This window comes from Marinimicrobium hydrolyticum (assembly GCF_030848505.1).
Classification (GTDB): Bacteria; Pseudomonadota; Gammaproteobacteria; order Pseudomonadales; family Cellvibrionaceae; genus JAVDDU01.
On record NZ_JAVDDU010000001.1, the window covers coordinates 89,989 to 111,010 of the forward strand.

The 21,022-nt window shown below is 53.4% G+C and carries 15 protein-coding genes and 1 tRNA gene; 7 read left to right on the forward strand and 9 right to left on the reverse strand.

Going from position 1 to position 21,022, the window contains the following annotated elements; translation table 11 throughout:
- Positions 1–28 precede the first annotated feature (28 nt).
- A complete protein-coding gene (locus tag RBH33_RS00385; protein ID WP_306730134.1) occupies positions 29–721 on the forward strand; it encodes a lytic transglycosylase domain-containing protein in 693 nt (230 codons plus the stop codon).
- A gap of 27 nt (positions 722–748) precedes the next feature.
- Here the strand turns inward: RBH33_RS00385 and RBH33_RS00390 are convergent, their stop codons facing one another.
- Together RBH33_RS00390 and RBH33_RS00395 are read right to left on the reverse strand one after the other, a co-directional pair.
- Complete coding sequence (locus tag RBH33_RS00390) at positions 749–1,831, reverse strand: sialidase family protein (protein ID WP_306730135.1); 1,083 nt, start codon at positions 1,829–1,831, stop codon at positions 749–751.
- A 90-nt stretch (positions 1,832–1,921) separates the two neighbouring features.
- Positions 1,922–2,287, reverse strand: coding sequence for an MmcQ/YjbR family DNA-binding protein (locus RBH33_RS00395; RefSeq protein ID WP_306730136.1), 366 nt, complete (start codon positions 2,285–2,287; stop codon positions 1,922–1,924).
- Between the two features lie 160 nt (positions 2,288–2,447).
- Here RBH33_RS00395 and RBH33_RS00400 point away from each other — a divergent pair, with 160 nt between their 5' ends.
- The 3 genes from RBH33_RS00400 to RBH33_RS00410 all read left to right on the forward strand — a co-directional run bounded on the left by RBH33_RS00400 (position 2,448) and on the right by RBH33_RS00410 (position 7,088).
- Entirely contained in the window at positions 2,448–3,158 is a 711-nt protein-coding gene (locus RBH33_RS00400) for a YciC family protein (protein ID WP_306730137.1), read from the forward strand.
- Positions 3,159–3,161: 3 nt separating this feature from the next.
- A complete protein-coding gene (locus RBH33_RS00405; RefSeq protein WP_306730138.1) occupies positions 3,162–6,581 on the forward strand; it encodes a CPBP family glutamic-type intramembrane protease in 3,420 nt (1,139 codons plus the stop codon).
- A gap of 300 nt (positions 6,582–6,881) precedes the next feature.
- Positions 6,882–7,088, forward strand: a complete 207-nt coding sequence (locus RBH33_RS00410) for a cold-shock protein (RefSeq protein WP_306730139.1) — start codon at positions 6,882–6,884, stop codon at positions 7,086–7,088.
- 92 nt (positions 7,089–7,180) lie between these two features.
- On the opposite strand, the gene RBH33_RS00415 is transcribed toward RBH33_RS00410, so the two are convergent.
- A complete protein-coding gene (locus RBH33_RS00415) occupies positions 7,181–10,276 on the reverse strand; it encodes a two-component regulator propeller domain-containing protein (protein WP_306730140.1) in 3,096 nt (1,031 codons plus the stop codon).
- 458 nt (positions 10,277–10,734) lie between these two features.
- Here RBH33_RS00415 and RBH33_RS00420 point away from each other — a divergent pair, with 458 nt between their 5' ends.
- Entirely contained in the window at positions 10,735–11,418 is a 684-nt protein-coding gene (locus RBH33_RS00420) for a DUF6445 family protein (protein WP_306730141.1), read from the forward strand.
- Positions 11,419–11,490: 72 nt separating this feature from the next.
- On the opposite strand, the gene RBH33_RS00425 is transcribed toward RBH33_RS00420, so the two are convergent.
- Positions 11,491–12,585, reverse strand: coding sequence for a Solitary outer membrane autotransporter beta-barrel domain (locus RBH33_RS00425; RefSeq protein WP_306730142.1), 1,095 nt, complete (start codon positions 12,583–12,585; stop codon positions 11,491–11,493).
- A 271-nt stretch (positions 12,586–12,856) separates the two neighbouring features.
- Here RBH33_RS00425 and RBH33_RS00430 point away from each other — a divergent pair, with 271 nt between their 5' ends.
- Both RBH33_RS00430 and RBH33_RS00435 read left to right on the forward strand, forming a co-directional pair.
- Positions 12,857–13,675, forward strand: coding sequence for a putative porin (locus tag RBH33_RS00430; RefSeq protein ID WP_306730143.1), 819 nt, complete (start codon positions 12,857–12,859; stop codon positions 13,673–13,675).
- Between the two features lie 377 nt (positions 13,676–14,052).
- Positions 14,053–14,129 (forward strand) — tRNA-Arg (locus RBH33_RS00435).
- A 413-nt stretch (positions 14,130–14,542) separates the two neighbouring features.
- Here the strand turns inward: RBH33_RS00435 and RBH33_RS00440 are convergent.
- The 5 genes from RBH33_RS00440 to RBH33_RS00460 form a co-directional block, all read right to left on the reverse strand.
- Positions 14,543–15,091 (reverse strand): DUF7010 family protein, encoded by a 549-nt coding sequence (locus tag RBH33_RS00440; protein WP_306730144.1) that lies wholly within the window; start codon positions 15,089–15,091, stop codon positions 14,543–14,545.
- Positions 15,092–15,216: 125 nt separating this feature from the next.
- Positions 15,217–17,706 carry a M12 family metallo-peptidase gene (locus tag RBH33_RS00445; protein WP_306730145.1) on the reverse strand — a complete coding sequence of 830 codons (2,490 nt, stop codon included), beginning with the start codon at positions 17,704–17,706 and terminating at the stop codon, positions 15,217–15,219.
- A 289-nt stretch (positions 17,707–17,995) separates the two neighbouring features.
- Positions 17,996–18,325, reverse strand: coding sequence for a type II toxin-antitoxin system PemK/MazF family toxin (locus RBH33_RS00450; RefSeq protein ID WP_306730146.1), 330 nt, complete (start codon positions 18,323–18,325; stop codon positions 17,996–17,998).
- Entirely contained in the window at positions 18,325–18,576 is a 252-nt protein-coding gene (locus RBH33_RS00455; protein ID WP_306730147.1) for an AbrB/MazE/SpoVT family DNA-binding domain-containing protein, read from the reverse strand. The genes RBH33_RS00450 and RBH33_RS00455 overlap by 1 nt, the downstream gene beginning before the upstream one ends.
- A 105-nt stretch (positions 18,577–18,681) precedes the next feature.
- Complete coding sequence (locus RBH33_RS00460; RefSeq protein ID WP_306730148.1) at positions 18,682–20,994, reverse strand: putative bifunctional diguanylate cyclase/phosphodiesterase; 2,313 nt, start codon at positions 20,992–20,994, stop codon at positions 18,682–18,684.
- Positions 20,995–21,022 lie beyond the last annotated feature (28 nt).

Below are 21,022 nucleotides of genomic sequence, written 5' to 3' on the forward strand. Positions count from 1 at the left end.
CCCCAATAACAATAGAGCGATACTCTGAGTGAAGTCACTCCTACCCATTCTGATGTGCACCCTACTGCCCCTGAGTGTTCTGGGAACGTCAGGCGCTAGTGCGCAGGCCCAAAGCGCCAGCCAGCCGACGGTAGAGGTCTACAGATACCGGAATGATCGCGGTGTGGTGTCGTTTTCCGACCGAGCCCCGCGGGGCACCCGCTATGAAGTGCTGCGTTACAACTGCTTTGCCTGCGACCTGCAATCCCAGGTGGATTGGCACGAAACCCCGCTGTTTGTGCGTCGGTTTCGGGACATTATTGACCAGGCCGCGTACCAGCATGGGGTCGACCCCGCCTTGGTGCGCGCCGTGATTCACGCGGAATCCGCGTTTCGGCCCAAAGCACTGTCGCCCAAGGGCGCGCAGGGCCTAATGCAGCTAATGCCCGCCACGGCTCAAGACTTGGGTGTTACCGACGCCTTTCTACCCGAGCAGAACATCGACGGTGGCGTGCGCTATCTCGCCGGACTGCTGGCGCAACACCATGGCGATGTTCGCCTGGCAACTGCCGCTTACAATGCCGGCCCCGGCGCCGTCCGCCGCCACCGCGGCGTGCCACCGTTTGAAGAAACCCGCACGTACATCAAGCGTGTCGAAATACTCCACCAGCGGTATCAGGAGGCTTTGAGAGTCGCCAATACCGATGAGATGGCGGCTTCGGCGGTTGCCGGCACTCAATAAAATTCAGCACTGGTTTGATGGGAAGTTTTACTCTTTTACTACCGTAAGCTTCATAATTCCGCCACCGTAGAGGCCGAGATAGATGACGGTAGCATCGTTCTCAGTCGTGGCGAGAATGCTTCGGACTCCACCACGCAGTGTGGTACTCGAGTGTTGGTGCTTTGTCCAAGTCGCACCGCCATCGGTGGATACCTCAAAGATCAGGGGTTGGGGCGCGTCCTCTTGTTTGGTCCAGCCGCCGGTATAGATCGTTTGAGGATCATGCGGATCTAAGGCCAAGCCAAAGTAAAAACGATAGTCCACATCACCGATCAAGGTGCTCCAGTCCTCACCGTTGTTCTCGGTTTTGACGATGCCGCCTTCGCCGCTGACATAAACGCCCGCCTCGTTTTCGGGGTCGAAGACAATTCCGTACACGACGCTCGGGCTGGGCATCAGATCTCTGAAGCTTTGCGCTTCCTGGGTGTCCAGGGAGTAGCGCTCCAGTACCAATTGTTCCATGCCATTTTGTCCGCCGTACCAGATGTCATTGGTGGCGGGGTTGTGTTTGACGACACTTTTGGGTTGCCCAAATCCATCCCAAAAGCCGTTCAATAGTTCCCAGTTACGGCCTTCATCCAATGACACCGCCAGTGCTTCCACGCCTGTGGCATAAAGCGCGTTGTTGGTTTCGTCGTAGTAGAGGCCGTATAGGGTTTCGGGATCTTCGGCGCCAAAGTTGTGCTCGATACTGTGCCAGGTTTCCCCGCCGTCGGTACTCTCAATCAGTTGATCACTGAATATTCCCTCGTCGTCAGTCTCGCGTACCGAGGCAATAAGGTGGTCGACGCTAAGAATGGCGATAGCGAGCACCTTCTTGTCCATCAGACCAGTCGCCGACCAATGGCTGGTTGGAGTTTTTATGTAGAGCCCCTGATCTGTGGCGGCAAACAGTTGGTCGTTGTGTTGATAAAGATGGGTGACCACATGGCCGCTTAGGCCATTGAAAGTGTATTCAATTCGATCACCTTCGAGCTTCGGCATTTTGTCGCCCGAGCACCCAAGCAGCAAACCGACAAAAAGTACGCAGGAAAGGTTTTTGGCAGCGGAAATAAAAAGACGTGTTTGCATGAGTTATTCCCCGTGGAGGTTTGGCTGAGTTTACACAGCCTAAAAGGGGAAAGTCGTAATAAATTGTAACGGGCTGGCTGCTGGGCTCGGTTAGTCTTGATTCAATCCCAGTTCCTTTTGTTTCTTCTTGGTAAGCCCCAGGGAAACGAGGCGATGCGACTCCTGAAGATAGTATTTGAGCTCGTCATCCCGACTGGGTGGCGCGTCGTATTGTTGTATCCACTTCATGCCGCGGGAGGCCAAATAGGGGGCTGGTCTGTATCCGGGTTCTTCCTGCAAGATCTCGTAGTGTAGCTCGGACACTTTGAAAGTGAACGCCGGTTTGCCGGCCTTGGACCAGCCACCAACGGCGAACACCTTTTCGCCCACTTTCCATACGTGGGCACCGCCCCACTGGATGACATGGGACGTGGCGGGTAGGGCGCCACAAAACGCGTTGTACTCATCGTAGGTCATAGTGTGCCTATGTTACCCCTGATTTTCGCTTAAGGGCTAGAAACTAAAGACTGTTTTCTGGCTTTTGAGGGTGGCGGATAGATGCTAAGATCCCAGGCCTTGGCAGCGCCGGCATAGCGCCTGGACGCAAGTATACTAACGATAATGATAAGGAACAGTTATGCTCGATAAGGCGATAACAGACAGCTGGATTTTCTTCAAACGCCACTTTGTTATGTTGGCCGTCCTGATGGTGCCCGTACTGGTGCCCATGCAAATGGTGCTGGCTTTGTATGTGTCGCCCGATGTAGAGCAGGGGGTCAGCCTCGGTAATACCTTCTTAATGACTCTGATCGGGTTTGTATTTTACTCGCTCTATATGCCGGCAGTGATTTTTTATATGGCCTCCGTAGTGACCGGCGAAAGACGCAGCATCGCCGAGTTGTATCAGCTGGCGCTCAGGTGGTGGATCCCGTTCTTTGTACTGCTGATGTTGGTCATGCTGTCAGCCGCTGCGGGCTTTTTAGCGCTTATTGTTCCCGGCATTATTATTGCGCTCAAACTGGTGTTTGCTGAGTTTGACATGCTGCTAAACGGCTCCAAACCCGTAGCGGCGATGAAAGCCAGCTGGCGTTTGACCAAAACGTGCAAGGGTACCTTGTTCGGTGGTTACGTGATTATTACCCTCTGTATTTATGTGCCCTTTGCGATAGTGAGTTTTATCTTGGGTTTGTACCAGGTAACCCACTGGGGCGTAGAGGCCTTCCTTTCAATGCTGGCCAGTGTGTGTAACGTTTTCTACACCATATTTGCCTTTCGGGTGTATGACATGGTGATCACTGACGAGCGTGACACGCAAGCGCAAGAACCTGAGCCGAGCCCGGTGGGCTAACATTTGAAATCGTTTTTCCACTCCCGCCCGTTGTGGGCGCTGTTTTTGTGTGTCGGCTTGCTCAGCAGCATTGTCGGCTTACGCCTGTATTTTGCCCACTCCGGCAGCCTGTCCCTGAATGTCGATCTGTCCCGTGAGCAAGCTGTACAAATTGCCCGAGAATTTCAGGAGCGGCGCTTTCCGGATCTGGTGGTCGAACGTGAAGCGGTGCGCTTTGTTACCGACCAAGGCCTGCAGATCTATGTTGAGTTGGAAGGTGGCGGCGTGGCCGCCTATCAGGATTTAATTGGTAACCCCGATGCCACTAGCCACTTCTGGCAAGTGCGCCTGTTTGCTGAATCCCGCCAGAAGGAGCTGATCGTCGCGCTCAGCCCGGACGGCAAGCCAATTTCGTTTTACCGGGCTACACCGGAGCAGGACCCAGGTGCAGCCCTGGAGCCACCGGCGGCTCGGGACATCGCAGAGCAGGGCGCTCGAGCCTTGTTGAAGGAGCAATTCGAGCATTACGAGCTTTTGGAGAGCACACAGGTTCGTCGGGACAGTGGCCGGGTGGATCACTATTTCACGTATCAGCATCGGGACCTCACCGCCGAGGAGGCGCGCTTTCGCCTGAGCCTTAGCGTGGCTGGTGATGAGCTGATTAACGTCAGCAGTTTCAAGTTTATACCCGAAGGTTTCTGGCAACGCTATCGGGAAAGCCGCGGCGTCAACGATCAAATAAAGCAAGTGTCCGACCTGGCGACGCTTGGACTGCTGGGCCTGCTTTTACTGGGCGGCGCTATCTGGCTGTTTATGCGCAGGGAGCTTCGCTGGCGCCCGGCACTGCTCTGTGCCGGGGTCATCGCTACGGGCCTGGCGGCGGCACAACTGAGTAACTTGCCCTCGGCCTGGATGCATTACAGCACCACCTCGTCGGCTCGGGACTTTCTGTTGCAGCAATTTGGGCACACGAGTTTAGGGCTGGTGCGCAATCTGCTGTTCTTTGCGGTGATTTTTACCATTGCCGAAGGTTTAACCCGACTGGCCAAACCTCGGGACCCCCATCTGTGGCAAAAACCCGGACTGGAACTCATGGGCAGCGGCACAGGAGCGGGGCTCGTTCTTGGCGCCTACGTGTTGACGGGATTGTTTCTCGCCTATGCGTCGCTGTTTTTTATCCTCTCCCGCGATGTTCTGGGCTGGTGGGTCCCGGCCAATGTTCAGTTCGACCCCAACATTCTAGCCAATTGGCGCCCAGCACTATCGCCGATTTTTTCCGCGCTTCAGGCAGCGGCCTGGGAGGAAGCACTGTTCCGCGCGGTCCCGCTGTCCGTGGCGATCATCGTTGGGAGGCGCTGGGGCTACTTACGCACCTTGGTCATCGTCACGCTGATCGCTCAGGCAGTCATTTTCGCCGGCGCCCACGCCAACTATTTGAATCTGCCCGGCTACAGTCGGTTGGTCGAGTTGATATTGCCCGCGCTGGTTTTCGGTCTGTTGTTTCTGCGCTTTGGTCTGCTGATCTGCATACTAATCCACTTTCTGTACAACCTGGCATTGATGAGTAATCCCATCTTCGTCACGCCGGGTTTGGATCTTTGGTTGGACAAGGGACTGGTTATTGCCGCCGCCCTGGCGCCACTGCTGTTGGTCATTGTTGCTCGGGTGCGCAACGGCCGTTTTATTGAGCTGCCTGAACGGCTGCGTAACGGCGAACCCACACACGGCGAGCCGAAGGCTCCGAGCCGCCCCTTGCCGGTATTGCCTGCCAAGCCCGCGCTGAACCCGGGTCGCTGGCACTGGCTATTGGCCGTTGCCGCTCTGGGAATTCTCCTGGCCATTAAGCTGAGTCCGCCGCCGATTGACTGGCCAGCTTTTACTATTGACCGAACAGAAGCGCTGGAAAAGGCGGAAGACTATCTGGCTGAGCGGGGAGTCAGTCTCGACGATCAGTGGCGACGGACGCTGGTGGCTCGAACGTCCGGCCTGAATCAGTCGCGCTTTGTCTGGGAGCGGGAGGGTCCCGAGGGAGTGCACCGGCTGCTTGAACAAAACCATCTGGATACGCCTTACTGGGTGATCAAATGGCGACGTTTTGAGGGGCCGGTCGAGGAACGCTCTGAACGCTGGGAGGCTTACCTGTATCCGGACGGACAATTGCACGAGCTGGTACACCACTTACCCGAAAGTCGGGCCGGCCCGACATTGGACCGGGAGCAGGCTCTGGAGCTGGCCGGACAACGGCTCGCGGAGTTGGGGTGGCCTTCACCCGACGAGATGGAGCTGCGCTCCGTACGCGAAAGTCAGAAACCGGAGCGCACCGACTGGCATATTATTTTTAACCGTCCCTCGGTGTACCAACGGGATCAAAGCCAAGCCATCGTGCGCCTGGCCATCCGGGGTGATGAGGTAACCAGCTACGTACGGTCCCTGGATATACCCGAGAATTGGCAGCGCGAACGCAGCGAACGTCAATCCCAGCGGTCCACCTGGGCGCTGGGGAGCCAGGTTATTCTGGTGGGCGTGTTGTTGCTCGCGATCGCCACTCTGCTGACGCGAGGTCCGAGAAACGGCTTTCGTGGCCGAGCTGCGGTGCCCTGGATGATATTAATAGCCGGCAGCTTACTGTTCGTTAACGGGACGTCCATCTCCCAGGTGCTGAATGGTTTGGACCCCACCAAAGGTTGGCACAGCCAGTTGGTCATTATCAGCGCCAGCTGGCTCGCTGAGGCTCTGCTGATGGCCGTGGTGGCGCTGATCGCCGTCCAGGTGCTATATGCAGAAAGCCCGGCCCAAGATAGCCATTGGCGCAAGGATATGGGATTGGGTACAACCCTGGGGCTACTGATCGTCACTTTGGGCGCGCTGCTGCCTTTCTTGCTGGTGAATGCTTTCGCGCCCAGCTACTTTCCGCACATAGGCACCCACTGGCCCGTCCTAAGAGCCGTAAGCGGAGCTCTGTTAGAGTTCCGCCAAGCTTTGTTCTTTTTGGTTATTGCCGTGGGCCTGACTCGTTTTGTTTATGACGGACGCCCTTGGCGCGGGTGGCTAATCATCGCCCTAAGCGTTGCGTGGCTCGGCTTTAACATGGCATCGGCAAGCACTTGGCAGGCCGGGTTGAGTAGCAATCTAGGCCCCGTGGTGGTGCTCTTTGTGAGTATACAATTGATGGCACGCGGCCAGTTGGGTGTGGCGCTTGCCCTTCAAGGCGTAGCCATCGCCGGCAACCAGCTGTCAATGATTGGCGCCAATCACTCTCTGGGTTGGTTTCAGGGACTATCGGCTGCCGCCGTCTGTCTGGTGGTTACGGCCTTACTGGTACGTCACTGGCACCGTCATTGTTCTCTCGCCCATTCACCGGCCTCAAGTTCAAGTTTCCGATCCAACCTAGTTAATAGGGGGACAAACTTACTAGCGAAAAATCCTATCCGGGGAAGCGCCTAGATAGGTTAAAAACAACGAGTGGTGTTCAGTAGGAATGCCTTGGCCTCGTGCGTGGCCGAGGTTGCTCGGCTGGAGGCCATTAGTAGTGCGACGCTTATAAAGCGTTGACATCCCCAGTATATGCTGTATGGTGGGTCGCGTTAGGAAATTCTGATTTATATTGTAAAAACCGTTTCGATCCCCTGCCAGTAGTTAGCAACTCCGTAGCACGTAATCGTCCTGTCTTTTTTAAGTAATAGAATCTTTCCGGCAACATCGGTCCAATTGGGCCATCAACATTATATTTTTATAGGTATGATTATGTCAGCAGTTACTGGTACAGTTAAGTGGTTCAACGAAGCTAAAGGTTTTGGTTTTATTGAGCAAGAGTCTGGTGCAGATGTTTTTGCTCACTTCAGCGCTATTACCGGTTCAGGCTTCAAAACCCTGACCGAAGGCCAAAGTGTTAGCTTCAGTGTCACTCAAGGCCAGAAAGGCCTTCAGGCAGAGAACATTCAAGCTATCTAATATAGCTTGAGCTCGGTGCTTTAGCGCTGAAGTTCTTAAAAAGGCGGCTCCTTTGCGGGAGCCGCCTTTTTTTATTTCAAACATGAGATTTCTCAACCAATTTGGTAGTTGTTTTTCCCCCTGGCTTTAACCTCATACATTAATCTATCCGCGGTTTTCTTAAGCATGTCTTCAGTGTCGCCATGTTTTGGGTAGTACGCACAACCAATACTTGCCTCAAGTTTTAGATTCATTCCATCTAGCGTAAACGGAGCGCTAATTTGTGAAAGTATTCTTGCACATATCTCTTCAATAAAAGAGACGCTTTCAACTTCAGACAAAATGACCAGAAACTCGTCACCGCCTATCCGGCAGGCCGTGTCGTAATCCCGAATTACCTTTTGGATTCTTAAGGCCGCTTCAACAAGCATAACGTCTCCAGCCTCGTGTCCATAGGTGTCGTTGATGGCCTTAAAGCCATCCAGGTCCAGGAACAGAACGGCAGCAATATGCTCCTTTCTTTTGGCCATATTAAGCGCGATTTTGAGCCGTTGGTTGGCAAGCCGCAAACTCGGCAGGCCCGTTAATGGATCATGATTGGCCAGATGCTCAATTTCTTTGTTCTTTTCTTCCAGCTCTTTGGTTCTTTCTCTTACTTGAGCGGCCAGTTTCTGTTCTGATCTTCGAATTCGTCTGACCCGATAGAGAAAGATCAATTGAAGGGCGCCCAAGATAAGTACGATAAGGGAAAACCTAAACAAATTCGTCTCATACCAAGGAGGAAGCACAACGATTTGTAACTCGGCTTCGTCTTGGCTCCAAATGCCGTTGCCATTCGATGCTTTAACACGGAATACATAGCTTCCCGCGTCCAAGTTTGTGTAGGTAGCGCTACGCTGGGACCCTACCTCGTTCCAATCTCCATCAAAACCTTCTAGCTTGTAAGCGTATTGGCTCAGCTGTGGGGTACGGTAGTTCAGCAATGCAAAGGACAAAGAAAATACGGCCTGATCAGGCGTTAATTTGATTTTATCCGTATGTGTGATGGTTTTTTGGAGTGGCGAGTTCTCACCGCCTATTGGCACGGCCCGATTAAACAACTGAAAATCGGTAAACACCACCGGATGGGCGGATTCGTCTATAAACAGGTGTTCTGGGTTGAACACTGTCAAGCCAGTGGTGCTGCCAAATATCAATTCGCCAGTGCTCGTTTTCAAGTAAGCTGGACGGTTAAATAGGTTGCCGGGCAAGCCATGTTCGGCGGTGTAATGGCGAAAAGTTTCAGTGTCTGGGTTAAAGCGGGATAGGCCGTTCTCAGTGCTCAGCCACAAATACCCCTGCTCATCTTCCAAAATGCCTTTCACAGTGTCATTGGGCAGCCCCTCTTGAGCTTGGTAAACCGTAAATTTCTCGGTCCTTCTGTCGAACTTATTTATGCCGCCACGCGTGCCTATCCAAAGGTTGCCCTTGCTGTCTTCGACGATGCTCCATACCTCGTTACCGCTTAGGCTAGTCGGGTCTCCTTTAATGTGCTTAAAACGGGTGAAGCTGCCATCGGCTCTGTTCATTAAATTTAAGCCGTCTGACGTTCCCACCCAAAAATTACCTAAGCTGTCCTCATGAAGCGCCAAAACAATATTGGAAGTAATGCTCGTTGCGTCGTCCTGATCCGGAAGATATTGTGTGGTCAGCTCGGTCTCTGGATCATAACGAACTAAGCCGCCCCCCTCAGACCCCATCCAAATGTTTTGTTGGTTATCCTCATAGATCACCCATACGATACTCAGGTGATTGCCTCCGGTACCCAGCTCAAGGGCGGTAAACCCCCCGGTTTTTTCGTCAAACCGGCTTGCGCCTCCGCCCCAGGTTCCTACCCAAAGTTGGTTGTCTGTAAGAATAGATACATCTAAAACGGCGGGCGCCGGTACACTGTTAGGCTGTTTCGGGTCGTGCTTATATCGAGTGATTGCGCCCGTTTTTGGATTCAGGTGGTTAAGTCCATCTTCTGTGCCTATCCAAAAGTTGCCTTGAGCGTCTTCGGCAATACTTAATATACCGCTGTTGCTGAGGCTGTTCTCATTCCGTAGCTCGTGTCGGTAATTACGAAACGCCGATGCGTAGGGGTCGGTCTTGGAAATTCCTGTGGGGAAATGGGTAAACCACCAATCGCCGCTTTGGTCTTTAAAGATAGCTTGGACTTTGTCGGCAAGTAGGCTGGTGGGGTCATGAGGACGATGGTCAAAGCGTTCAAAACGCCCTGTAGCCGGATCAAATAAATTCAGGCCACCACCGTCGCTAGCCACCCACAAGCGGCCGTCATCGGATTCAGAGAGAGCTTGAATATAGGCGAGCCCAGGGCCATGGCTGTTTTGTGGCTCGTAGCCATAGCGAATAAACGTACCCGTCTTCTTATCGAGCTGATTTAACCCGCCACCGAGAGTGCCTACCCAAATCCGATGTTGACGGTCTTCAATTAGACTCCTAACGGTGTTGCTGCCTAGGCTCCCGGCATCATCGGGGTTGTGGGGGTAGTGAGTAAAGTTAGTCGTGTTTGGGTCGAGCTTGGTGAGGCCGGCATCAGAAGTCCCTATCCATAGGCTGCCTTCGTGATCCGTGTAGACCACGCGTAGGTTGTTGCTTGCCAAACTGGCGGGATTATTGGCGTCGTGCTGATACCGGATAAAGGTCTCGGTTTTTGGGTCAAACAAATTTAATCCCCCACCAAGCGTGGCGATCCACAGCCCGCCCTCTTTATCTTCCGCTAATGAGGTGACGGCATTATGGCTCAGGCTGTGAGGGTTGTTCGGGTCGTGCTGATATCGCGTAAAGGTATCACTTACCGGATCATACAGATTCAACCCCCCTCGCGTTGCCACCCACAACCGGCCTTGCGAGTCGACCAGTAAATCCCTCACATAGTTGTTGCTCACGCTCTTCGGGTTATTCGCGTCGTTGCGGTAGATCTTGGTGGTTTTGCCATCGAAGCGTGCCAAACCGGATAAGCCGCCAATCCACATAAAGCCCCGCGAATCCTGAGTGATCGCATTGGGGTTGCCAATCGAATTCAGCTCAGAGCTATCAAAGGTCTTGAAGCGAAGTGATTGCAGGTTCGGCTCCATGCCAGAACTGGCGAAACCGACCGCGGGAAGGGTGACTATAAGGAAGAGGGCAAATAGAACGCTGCCCAAATGTATTGGCCCGAAATTCATGGCTTTTTCCGTATTTTCGGCTGATGGCGCTTATGAGCCAATAATAGGCTGTGGAATTATGTGCCTATCATAGATTGTGTGCTCTTAGAACTCTAGTGCAGCGTGAAGCTAAGCCGGTGTATGGGGCTTGGAAGTGGAAATTTGGGGTGTCGATAAAATTTACAGAGTGCGAGGCGCCAACTCTTTCTCGAGTAGTCATGTGGTCAATCGACTACGCCACTACGTCCTCTATGCCGTTAGAGTGACCGAAAATGCAACGATCGCCGAGGCCAGCCACATCAGCCCGGAGGCCGCCACGCACCACCAAAGTAAGCATGACGCATATCCGCTTGCGCTTGGGCCATATTATTTCGCGTAGCTCCTCTAAATTACGTGCGTTGTAATACGTTTAAACCGAAGATACGATACTATGCTAGCTCGTTAAAGCAGCATCCATAAAGCAAACGCAGGAGACAACATTGAGCAAGCCAAAGCTCGAGTACGTAGGAATTAGTCGCAGCCCCGTTATCGTTATTGATGACTATGTTTCTGACACTCAGCCATTAATACAGCACGCGATGGACCAAGCCGCTTTTAGCCGTGACGAGAAAAGTTTCTACCCGGGTATGCGCTCGGAGCTACCTAGGGATTACGTCGTGGATTGTTTAAAGCCGATGATTCCGCACCTTTATTCCATTTACAATATTCCTAAGGATCTTAAGGCAAGGCCCGTGGACTTGCGTTACTCGCTAATAACCCAGGCCCCTCACGAACTACAAGCTATTCAGACGTTGCCGCACTTCGATACGCCTAGCCGCTATACCATTGCAATATTGCATTATTTGAATGATCAGCCGCACGGCGGTACCGGTTTCTTTCGCCACAAAGCGACCGGCTATGAATATATTAACGAGCAAAGGCAAGCGGCTTATTTTAGCCATGTGCAAAAAATAGTAGATGATTTTACGCCTGAAGCCGCGGCCTATTGCCCAGCGCAAAGCGAGCATTTTGAGTGTTATCACGAAATAGAGTTTCGCCATAACCGAATCGCGGCCTACCCTGGGAGCCTGTTGCATACCGCTATGGTTAATCCAAAAACGGATGTAGACGCTAACCCCCAAACAGGCCGATTGACGGCTAATATGCTGATTGAATTTGTATAAGCAAAGTCTCGGTATTCTTCGGGACACCACAGCGGCAAGAGCGTGCGCCGGCTACTTCGGCCATCTCCCATTTCACCAATCTTCGTTATACAGAATCATAAAGCTTCCCCCGCTAAGGGCGCTGCCGTAATTCACCATAATACCGGCGCCGAGGTTGTCCAGCCAGGACGGACCATCGATATCAAACAACCAGCTGACCCCCATTTGGTAATAATGGTCGGTTTCGAGCGTTAGGGTCACGTCACCGCCAACATCGACGCGGCGGGCAAGCAGCCTCAGCTTGTTTGAGGTGCCCAGTACCTCGGGCAACTCCCAGTAGGCGGTGACGCCTTTTGCCCAGCTCCAGGTTTCGGGCGAAACATCGTCCAGCCCCTGGTCGCTACTGACGGTGTCGCCAGCGTAGTAGCTCAGCGTGCTTTGATACTCCCAGGGCACTCCCCGGACTTCGCTGCTGTAGGTGGCCCGGGTTTGGACATCAGCCATCAGTGCGGTGGCGGCGGTGTCGAACAGCAGGTCTTCGACGCCTTCGCCGGCGTCCGGCGATAAGGTTAGGTCGGCCGTGTAATCGTTCTGATAACGCAGAAGATGCAAGCCGGCGCCGGCATCCAGCTCCCATTGCTGGGTGAGTTCATACAAAACCCCCACACCCACACGGCCGCCGTAGACTCGGCCTTTGCTTTCCTCCCTGGCCCCGTTTTCCGGCTCATCCGGACTGCCGCGAAAGATGTCCTGTGTGGTCTCAAGGTAACTAAGCCGACCGTTGATGTAGGGGGTCAGCCGGTTTTCGTCAGGACCGAGGGTCCACTTCCAGGGAAAGGTAAAGGTAGTGACGCTGTCACGCCGGCCGACGGATTCTTCCGTGCCGAACTGGTCATTGCCCATGGGAATGAAAGAGTCGGGATCAAACGACAGAATGCCCACCGTCAACACTTCGGCATCGGTCAATACCACCGAGGTAGCAAAGGCCGATTCAGCCTGGCGTTCAGCGAAGGCCGCGTTCGCCTCATCCGCCGTTTGAGCGCTGCCAGCCGCATACCAGAGGCTGAACACCAGCGCGATTAGCCCCCGAGCCCAGTGGCCCCTGGTGCCAGCCGAGCGGTCGATAGGTTTCATGAGCGCGTAAAACATGCAAATTAGCGTGACCAAGCCGACCACTTCCAGACTCATGATCCAATCTCCTTTGGAGTGAGTGCCATTGGGCGAAGGTGTGCTAAAGCGTGATGACTTGGTTCAGTCTAAGAGGTGGCCGGGTAAAAGCACAAGCCTGAATCCTTGGCCTGGGCCAGCCTTTTCCAAGGTGTCACGCTACCGCTGCTAAGACTGTGTACAAATGTGACTTCCTATAACTCCTCTTGTACAATTTTGATCAATTCGGAAGCGTTGGTGCGTCCGCGCACAAGCTCTTCAGTAATAGACCAACCAATGACAAGGAAAACTAATGAAGATCAAGTCACTGGCAGTACTTACCGCGCTTTCGCTATGCTCAGCGCTTGCCACGGCGGCACCGTATCAAACCGAAATCAATGGCGCATACATCAATTTTGATGACAGTGACGATTTCAATCTTCGTGCGGCATACTACTTTTCGCCTGTTGAGAGCAGTGGTTCCCCCTTGGCGGAGGAGGCCTTTTTAGGTCGGGCGAGTGGTGTTTACTTGGATTACGACAGGTTAGAGAGCGATTTCGAGCCAAGAGATAGAGTGAATGTCGGCTTAGAGTATTACATCCCTAATTCAATATTCTATGTTGGGGCTAACGTGGTCCACATCACTGAATTGGATGATGGCTTTGACAGCGACGGAAGTGATACCGATTGGGGGTTAACGTTTGGCATTGCTCCTATCGAAGGTCTACTGGTCACCACAAGCTATCGCGTCGCTCCGAAGTTGCATACACCTCGTCTTACTCAGTTTATCCAATACTTTACTACCATTGCTGAAGAGGACCGCAGTGGTTACGACTTCAATTTGAGCGCTAAATATGTGGCCCAACTGGAAGGTGAAACCGCCATCAAACTTACCGTTACCTATGCTGACGAGAGATGGGGCGACATGGTATCGATAGGAGCGGATTACTTTTTTGATTCAACCTTCAGTGTCGGCATCTGGAGAGAGGACATTGGGGAGTCTACTCTTGCAGGTTATGGTATTCGCACCGAGAAGTTCTTTACACCTCGATTCAGTGTTCAGGCCAGCTACGCCGACTTTGACGATCTAGATTTATCCATTTTGAGTGTCGGCGCTGGTGTGCGCTTTTAGTGGCAAACCGCCGAAATCCCAAACCTCTTGTACGAGGTGCTGGGAGTTATCATGAATGAAGTGAATGCGGCTTCGCCGCATCGAATTGCGATTAGGCGGGACAACTAAAATACGTCATTCTTTAGAAGGTCGACTTCCGTGCCATAGTACCCGTAATGCTCACAGAAGGCGCATCAATACTCATGTCTCCTGGTCTCGGCATCTCACCATCTGTGCAAACGCAAATTCTTCCTCAATACCCATTTGAAACTTTAGCTCATTCAGAGCGACCTCGCTGTACTTGATTCCCACCGGCCCTGAATAAGCCCCACGCTGGACGGAATCCCCTCAGGCGAGTATTATGTGCGGCTTCCAATCCCCAGTTTGGAAGCCAGTCCGCACCCGTAGCTCAGCTGGATAGAGTAGGTGGCTTCGAACCACTTGGTCGGGAGTTCGAATCTCTCCGGGTGCGCCACATACAAAAAAGCCTCGCTCGTAGAGCGGGGTTTTTTTGTATGTGGGGCGCCCGTATAACTTGGTTCGAACTCCTCAGTTCGACACTGACTACAAGGATGCAGGAGGTACGCTTACAGGACGTAAGCGGTAGAGCCGAGTCGGGAACGGAGGCCGAGAGCAACGCAGGAGCGTCGGGCTGGCGTACCAGTTGCCGAGGACAGCCGTTTTGGACAGCCGAAGGCTGGGGCGCAGCCCCTAGGGACAGGATGTCCCGAGTCAATCTCTCCGGGTGCGCCACATACGCCCAGCTTGCTATGACTTTGCTGTCATAGCTGCGAGAGCAGAATGCCTTAGCTGAGGCCCGAAAAATTCCATCCATAGCGTAGTAATCGGAAACGTTAGCTTCTCGGGTCATTTGTCGGTCTCGGTCTTTTATTCCCTCAAACTATTTGACTGACTTCGCTCTCGCGCAACGATCACCCCGGAGAACAATAATTCCAGGGCCGCCCCCACAAAAGCGCTGATATAAAAGGAGGCATTCAGCATTATGCACAGCATACCGGCGAGCGCGAGAAGCGCACCCAACAGCCAGTAAACACGAAGTCCGTAGAGAGTGGCGAACATTAGATATCGGCCTCCGATAATCAGCAACATTATGGGGTAGAACCAGTCCCCGCGTACCTGAGCTACAACAAAGGCGATGAAAAGCCCAATAAACAGTAGAAATGTGCTTTCCATTGCCAGTGCCGCCAGGGGATTATCGGAGCTGTGCTTTCCGGGACGGCCCAGCGCTTTAGATAGCAACATGGCCAGGGGATGTATTGCCATGCCCGCAAGAAAAAGGGTGATTATTCCGGCCGTTAGAGAGAACGAGAATGCGGCGATGGCTGAGGCCAGCCACATCAGTCCGGAGGCAAAAACTCCTGGGCCCCCGCTAAAGTAGCCATAACGCATATCCACTTGTGCTTGGTTTAACATCATCTTCCTTTCCCTTTTTAGCCACGGATGCTGTAACACATCCAAACAGAGCTTCGTTACTGAATTTAATATTATTAGAACCCTTTAATGCGGTTTGGTTGCTGCCGGCATTGGCTAGGGCGATCCGTTCAGTCGCGCTGAAGCACCGCGGAAGCTGAAGCCCTCCAGTTCTTTCGGGGGCGGCCAATAATGGCGAGTGCAAGTAAAAGCAGTAAACTTGATCCAAAAAATCCACCGCCTGAGCTACCAGAGCTCTCGTCAGAGGGAATCAACGGGGGGCCGCCCTCTACAGGAGCAGCGACAGATTCATCGTACTCCTCCATTGTGTGCCGTTCGTCATCCTCAATATTGACCGTGGCTGTATTGCTGCTGGCTATGCCAGCGCCTGTGCTTGCATAAAGCCTTACTTGAAATTCGATTCTTCCGTAGTACCAAGGGTCATCAATTAATTCAATCTCAACTTCGATGCCCGCCTCGCCATCTGGGATCACGTAACTCTGGTTTACGGGAACGTAGTCCAGATATGGTTCTGCGGGCGGGTTGCCTCCCACCCACTCCCCATCCTCTAAATGACTGACAAAACCGTATTGGGTCGCGAGTTTAAATTCAACGTCGCCGCTCAAGTCTTCCCCGGAGCGCTGGATGTAAATGCTTGCTGCGCCGCTGTCTTCCTCAGCGTAGTATTCGTCTTGTGAGAAACTCAACGTGTTGTTGAATGCGGGCGAGAAAGGGTTCACGCCGGCTTCGATATCCGCCATGTTTGCGGTGCCGTTGCCGTTGTAATCTTGAGCATCGTCGGAGCTATCGCAGGGCTCGGGACGCTGAAATTCCGTTACATCAAAATCGTCGTCGAAGACTTCGCCTGGAACAAATAAATGGGCTTCCAGTAAGTATCGCTTCTGCCAGCACAGAATTGAATCGTTGCCTTCCAGTCTGTATTGCAGTGCGATGCCTCGCCGTTCTAGGCTTTCCAGCAAAGATTCTATATTGTGGAGCTGGTTGTCGCGCAGATCGAACTTAATGTTGGTGCGCTGATCAAGCTGTTCTTCCAAGGGTGAAAAGTCGGGAAGCTGAGCAATCTGATTGCCGACCAGTTGCATTTTGCTGATCGAAGGAAGGTGCACCAGCGATGAAATATCGGTGATGTAGTTGTGATTCAAATTTAAGACTTCAAGGTCTTGCAATGGAGGGAAGTCGGACAGGTCACTCAACAAATTGTTGCTGAGATCCACCCGCTGCAGGTTGGGCAAAAGCTCAAGCCCCGCCAGTGAGGTAAGACCTTTATTGCGACAATCCAGATCGTAAATAATAGCCGCATACTTAGACTTACCGTCGCGTACACACTGCGCCAGAGCCATGTGGCCGTGCGCCTCCAATGTATCGGCCGCGAGCGTGAGGTCAGGACTGGATACGTAGGTCTCAGCGACTTCAAAGCGCACCGCATTGAGCGCATAAACGGCGTCCGCGCCATTCTTGTACTCCTTGGGCACACCCAGAGGAGTGCCATCATCGCTCTCCCCGAGAGACTGCGAGTAACGACCGAGCGAGCGCGTGTAGTAGGACATGATGGTGCCCGCACCATCAGCGTGTAAATGCCCGAGTGCAAACGGAAAGCTCGCGCCAACTTCGCCTTGTCGGCGCGAGTGCGTCAACCCCAAAGCGTGGCCAAGTTCGTGGGCGAATAGGGTGTCTGGCTCTCCCGCCTGTCTTAGCGCAACGGCGATGTAACGAGTGTGTTCACAGCCTGTAACAGAACCGTTCCAACCGCATAAGTATGAGCCGCCGCCGCCGGTCTCGCTCAGATAAGCGACCACGGCGGCGCGGTGCTCATGGCGTAGATTGTGAATATCGCCAAACCACGGAGGTTGAGCCTTGCTGATTCTGGACAAAAGCGTAGAGTTACTCTCGCCCTCAGGGTGGTCAATTTCCACAGTGTGAACAAAGTTCACCCTTATAAACACGCCGCTGGCTTCCAAATAGTGATTGGTTACCGCTTTGATTTGCGCTATGCGCGTGTTTATATTGCCCCCGTAGTTGTCCGCCGCCGTTTTCGAGTAGGCGATCAGAACATTCAATTCCACAACCTCTTCATCGTAAATGGCAGGGCTCAGGTCAGCCTTGGCAACACCTCTGCCCGGTTCAGCCTTGGCAGCAACTCTGCGTGCTTGATTCCGGGGTTGGGCGACAATCAACGTTTCCGCTTCAGCGCCGTGTTCCAATTTGGGGCTGCGCATTGCGCCGAGCTTACCGTCCGCCTCCAGCTTATAAGTCGTATTCGCGTATTCAATATGAGCGAAGATTTGAGACTCATCAAAACTCAGAATCAGCGCACCCGCTTTGGCCGAACCTGTCAGGTCGGCCCTAAGGGTAACGCTTCCATTCGGATTCACACTCCGTTCGCGCAAAAGCGCCTCGACCCTATCGTGACCGGGTAATGACAAGGGGACAGCCTTTCCGACTTGCCAGTTGTGCAGCTGCTCACGGTCGAAGGTCAGTAACTGTGCGGAATCGATCGGCTGATTAGAAACGCTGGGCTCAAGAGTCCACAAACCGCCAGCATGGGCGGGCGCAACGATGGCAAAGAGGATAAGAAAGGCAAAAATGAAATGGCGCAGCACTTGAATCTCCTTATTGATTATTGTGCATATAGGAGTGCGCTCAGTGGGTGCATCCTTCAGCTATCCAATGGTAGCGGAATTCGGAAACCGACTCCAGGACACCCGAACGTTACTCTTTGTTGCCATGAGCTGTTGTCGGAGGCCTGTCTGGGTTCGTGGGTGGGTTGCTGCTGGGTTATTGGTTACTCAAAGAGAGGCACGTGTGGATGAATATATGGGATCGAAAAACTTTGCTTGATATAGTGCGTAAAAAAATCTGTCCCCTTTTTCCTCAACGCTCTACAGTTCATCAAGAAACTAGAAGTTTTGCAATCTGCGTGACTTTTTCTCGGATCGGTTTTGGGCATTGTTCGATGAACGTAGCCCTCCGGGCCCTGAAGTCCAGCGAACGCATTTGATGAACCAAAATGCTGCCGTGTGTCTTGCCTTCCTGGGGTAACTCCACCTCCAGGGCAACACCACGAACGGTGCTGGTAATCGGCGCCACAATGGCAAACTCGGTATGATCATTGAACTGCTGGCGGGACAAGACGAACGCCGGCCGACGTTTCATGATTTCCTTGCCGGCGCTCGGATCAAAGTCAATCTCAATGATGTCTCCTTGCTCCGGAGTGTACATTAAACCTCCTTACCAGCAGCCGGCATGTCCATCCACTGCCGGTCTTCATCATTGAGCTGTAACTTATCTTTGGGACTTCCCGCCAACAGGGATTCGAGCGTTAACTCCTGCTTGGGCCTAAGGCAAATGGTGTGATCTTCCACGGACAGGTCCAGCACCGAACCGACCTTGATCCCTGCCAGCTCTGTGACCACTTTGGGGAGGCTTACTATCGTGGCCCCCCCTGACTTACGTACGATGACCTCTGTCATAACGCTACCTCCAGCAATGGTTAGGCATTGACCGTATAAGTTATACCTCAGTATAACATTGCCGACAAGTTATACAAGAATATAACTGAGCTGTAACCAGGGGCATCATAGCGGTGCCAGCCATTTGCCTAGCTCGCCGGCGCTGAGCGGCTTCGACAGCCAGAACCCCTGCGCTATATCGCAGCCTTTGTCCTTCAGCATTTCCAACTGCAGCTTGTTCTCCACACCTTCCGCCACTACGTCCATGCCAAGGCCGTGAGAGAGGGTAATGACTGCATCGACGATATGCTCGGTCTGCGGACTGTCTCCCAGTACCGTAACAAAACTACGGTCCAGCTTGAGAGACTGTGCGGGGAGTTGCTGCAGGTAGCTCAGCGAGGAATAGCCCGTACCAAAATCATCGATTGTCAGGCTTACGCCCATATCCCGCAGCTGTTGGAGGACGTCCAAAGTCTTCTTCATGTCACCGATAAGCGCCGTTTCAGTCACTTCCAGCTCCAGCCAGGCCGGATCTACTTCATACCTTTCAAGAGCATCGGCAAAATGAGCCAGCAGATCGGTCTGGCGGATTTGCACCGGCGACAGGTTGACTGCCACTACAGGTGGTTGCAACCCGGCCTGACGCCAGGCTTGTAGCTGGCGACAGGTCTCAGCGAAGACCCAATGACCAATATCGGCGATCAGGCCACTGCGCTCGGCCTCTGGAATAAATTGGTCCGGTCCCAGCAGGCCCTTCTGTGGGTGCTGCCAGCGGATGAGTGCCTCGGCGCCACAGAGTCGATTGCTGCTCAGTTCCACTTTGGGTTGATATTCAAGCAAGAACTCATTCGACATGACGGCACGCCGCAAGTCACGCACCAACTCCCTGGCCGCCAAGTACTTCTCGTACATTTCCGAGATGTAGAAGGCATAGTTACCCCCTGCAGCTACATGTTGTCGTGCCAAATCGGCATTACGCATCAGCATATTGTATGTGGTGGCATTGGGGGGATAGAGGGTGATCCCAATCCGTGTTTGAATGGATAGCTGACGATCCCCCACACTGATCGGTTCAGCAAGCGCGTTGATAAAACTGCGGGCCAACGACTCGGCGGCCTTCTTGCTGGTGATCGCTGGTTGCAGTACAGCGAACTGATCGGAATGCAACCGGGCCAGTTGACAGCCAGTCGGCAGCCGTTGCCGCAAGCGCTGAGCAACGCATTGAATGACCGCATCGCCAATCTCAATGCCCCACACCCGATTCACTCCTTTAAAGTCAACAATGTCGAGCAAGTGCAGTGCCAGCATTCCTTTATGCTCCATCGTCGCACGCTGCTCAGCTTCCAGCAATTCCTGGAAGTAGTAGCGATTGGGCAGCTTGGTCAGAGGATCATGACGACCCAGGAAGCGGATTCTCTCGGCATTGGAACGCTCGGCGGCAATCTTTCCCACCAGCCGGCGTGCCAGAGTCATGCTAATCCCGGTGACACTCCCAAGCAACAACAGTAAAACAGTACCCAGGCCGATATAGTTAACGGTCGCGCGCTGCATTTTCTCCCCAGCAGTATCATGCAGTGAGTCCACCCACAGGTTCAGAGATTCATCAATTTCGGCGATATAGGCGCTGGCCAACCTGAACCAGGCCAGGGCCGCCTGGGAATCAGGCTCGGCGACTTGCTGTCGCTGCACAATGCGTGCGCGGAACACTTCCATTTCGGGAGCATAGGGGCTGGTGGAGATGATGTTATAAATTTGGCGATCCATACTTTGGGGAGCGGCTTCTGCCATTTGATCGAGTTGTTCCCGCTGCGCTTCCAGGTTTTTAATGAACAGCTGATAGTGAGTTTGGCTCAGGCCCTTGGTCCCTAATAAAATCGCACCCAAGCCACGCTCCAGGGACGCGTCCTCAACAAAAGCCTGCAGTCGCTGGAAGTTGACCATTTGCACCGCAAGATCCGCCACTTCAACGTCCAGGGCAACAACGTACAACGTATCCAGGAGCTGGTCGATGATGCGTGTGTAGGATGCGACTTTAGCCAGAGGTTCAATGTGCTCGCGGTCAACACGCTCTCTGATGTCGGGCAGCTCCGCCAAGGCTGCTTGTGCACGTGATTGCACCGCCATCACACCGCGCCTGTCGGCGTGTTGATTGAGCAGACGGGCCAGCTCACGCACTTGCTCATCGGTGGCGTCGCGCTGCGCCGACAGTTGACGGGAAAAGGCTGTCACACCACTCACGACAGCTGCACTCATACCGCGCTCATCCTGAAGGTCGCTGATCACAGCACTGACGCTGACAGCAACTTCGATCAGTTGCTCCACCCGCTGCGCCTGCTGCACATCGCGCCACAACTGCAGAGCCAACAATGATGCCAGCAGTAGGCAAGCTACCAAAGGTAGAGCGATGGCAATCGTCGTGCGCCGGGCAATCTCCCGCATAGTCACTCCTTGATCAGGCAAGTTGGAC

Excerpts from the sequence above, each read along its gene's own strand:
- RBH33_RS00390 (WP_306730135.1), bottom strand. The coding sequence starts at position 1,831 with ATGCAAACACGTCTTTTTATTTCCGCTGCCAAAAACCTTTCCTGCGTA.
- RBH33_RS00395 (WP_306730136.1), bottom strand. The coding sequence starts at position 2,287 with ATGACCTACGATGAGTACAACGCGTTTTGTGGCGCCCTACCCGCCACG.
- RBH33_RS00400 (WP_306730137.1), top strand. The coding sequence starts at position 2,448 with ATGCTCGATAAGGCGATAACAGACAGCTGGATTTTCTTCAAACGCCAC.
- RBH33_RS00410 (WP_306730139.1), top strand. The coding sequence starts at position 6,882 with ATGTCAGCAGTTACTGGTACAGTTAAGTGGTTCAACGAAGCTAAAGGT.
- RBH33_RS00415 (WP_306730140.1), bottom strand. The coding sequence starts at position 10,276 with ATGAATTTCGGGCCAATACATTTGGGCAGCGTTCTATTTGCCCTCTTC.
- RBH33_RS00425 (WP_306730142.1), bottom strand. The coding sequence starts at position 12,585 with ATGAGTCTGGAAGTGGTCGGCTTGGTCACGCTAATTTGCATGTTTTAC.
- RBH33_RS00430 (WP_306730143.1), top strand. The coding sequence starts at position 12,857 with ATGAAGATCAAGTCACTGGCAGTACTTACCGCGCTTTCGCTATGCTCA.
- RBH33_RS00440 (WP_306730144.1), bottom strand. The coding sequence starts at position 15,091 with ATGATGTTAAACCAAGCACAAGTGGATATGCGTTATGGCTACTTTAGC.
- RBH33_RS00450 (WP_306730146.1), bottom strand. The coding sequence starts at position 18,325 with ATGTACACTCCGGAGCAAGGAGACATCATTGAGATTGACTTTGATCCG.
- RBH33_RS00455 (WP_306730147.1), bottom strand. The coding sequence starts at position 18,576 with ATGACAGAGGTCATCGTACGTAAGTCAGGGGGGGCCACGATAGTAAGC.
- RBH33_RS00460 (WP_306730148.1), bottom strand. The coding sequence starts at position 20,994 with ATGCGGGAGATTGCCCGGCGCACGACGATTGCCATCGCTCTACCTTTG.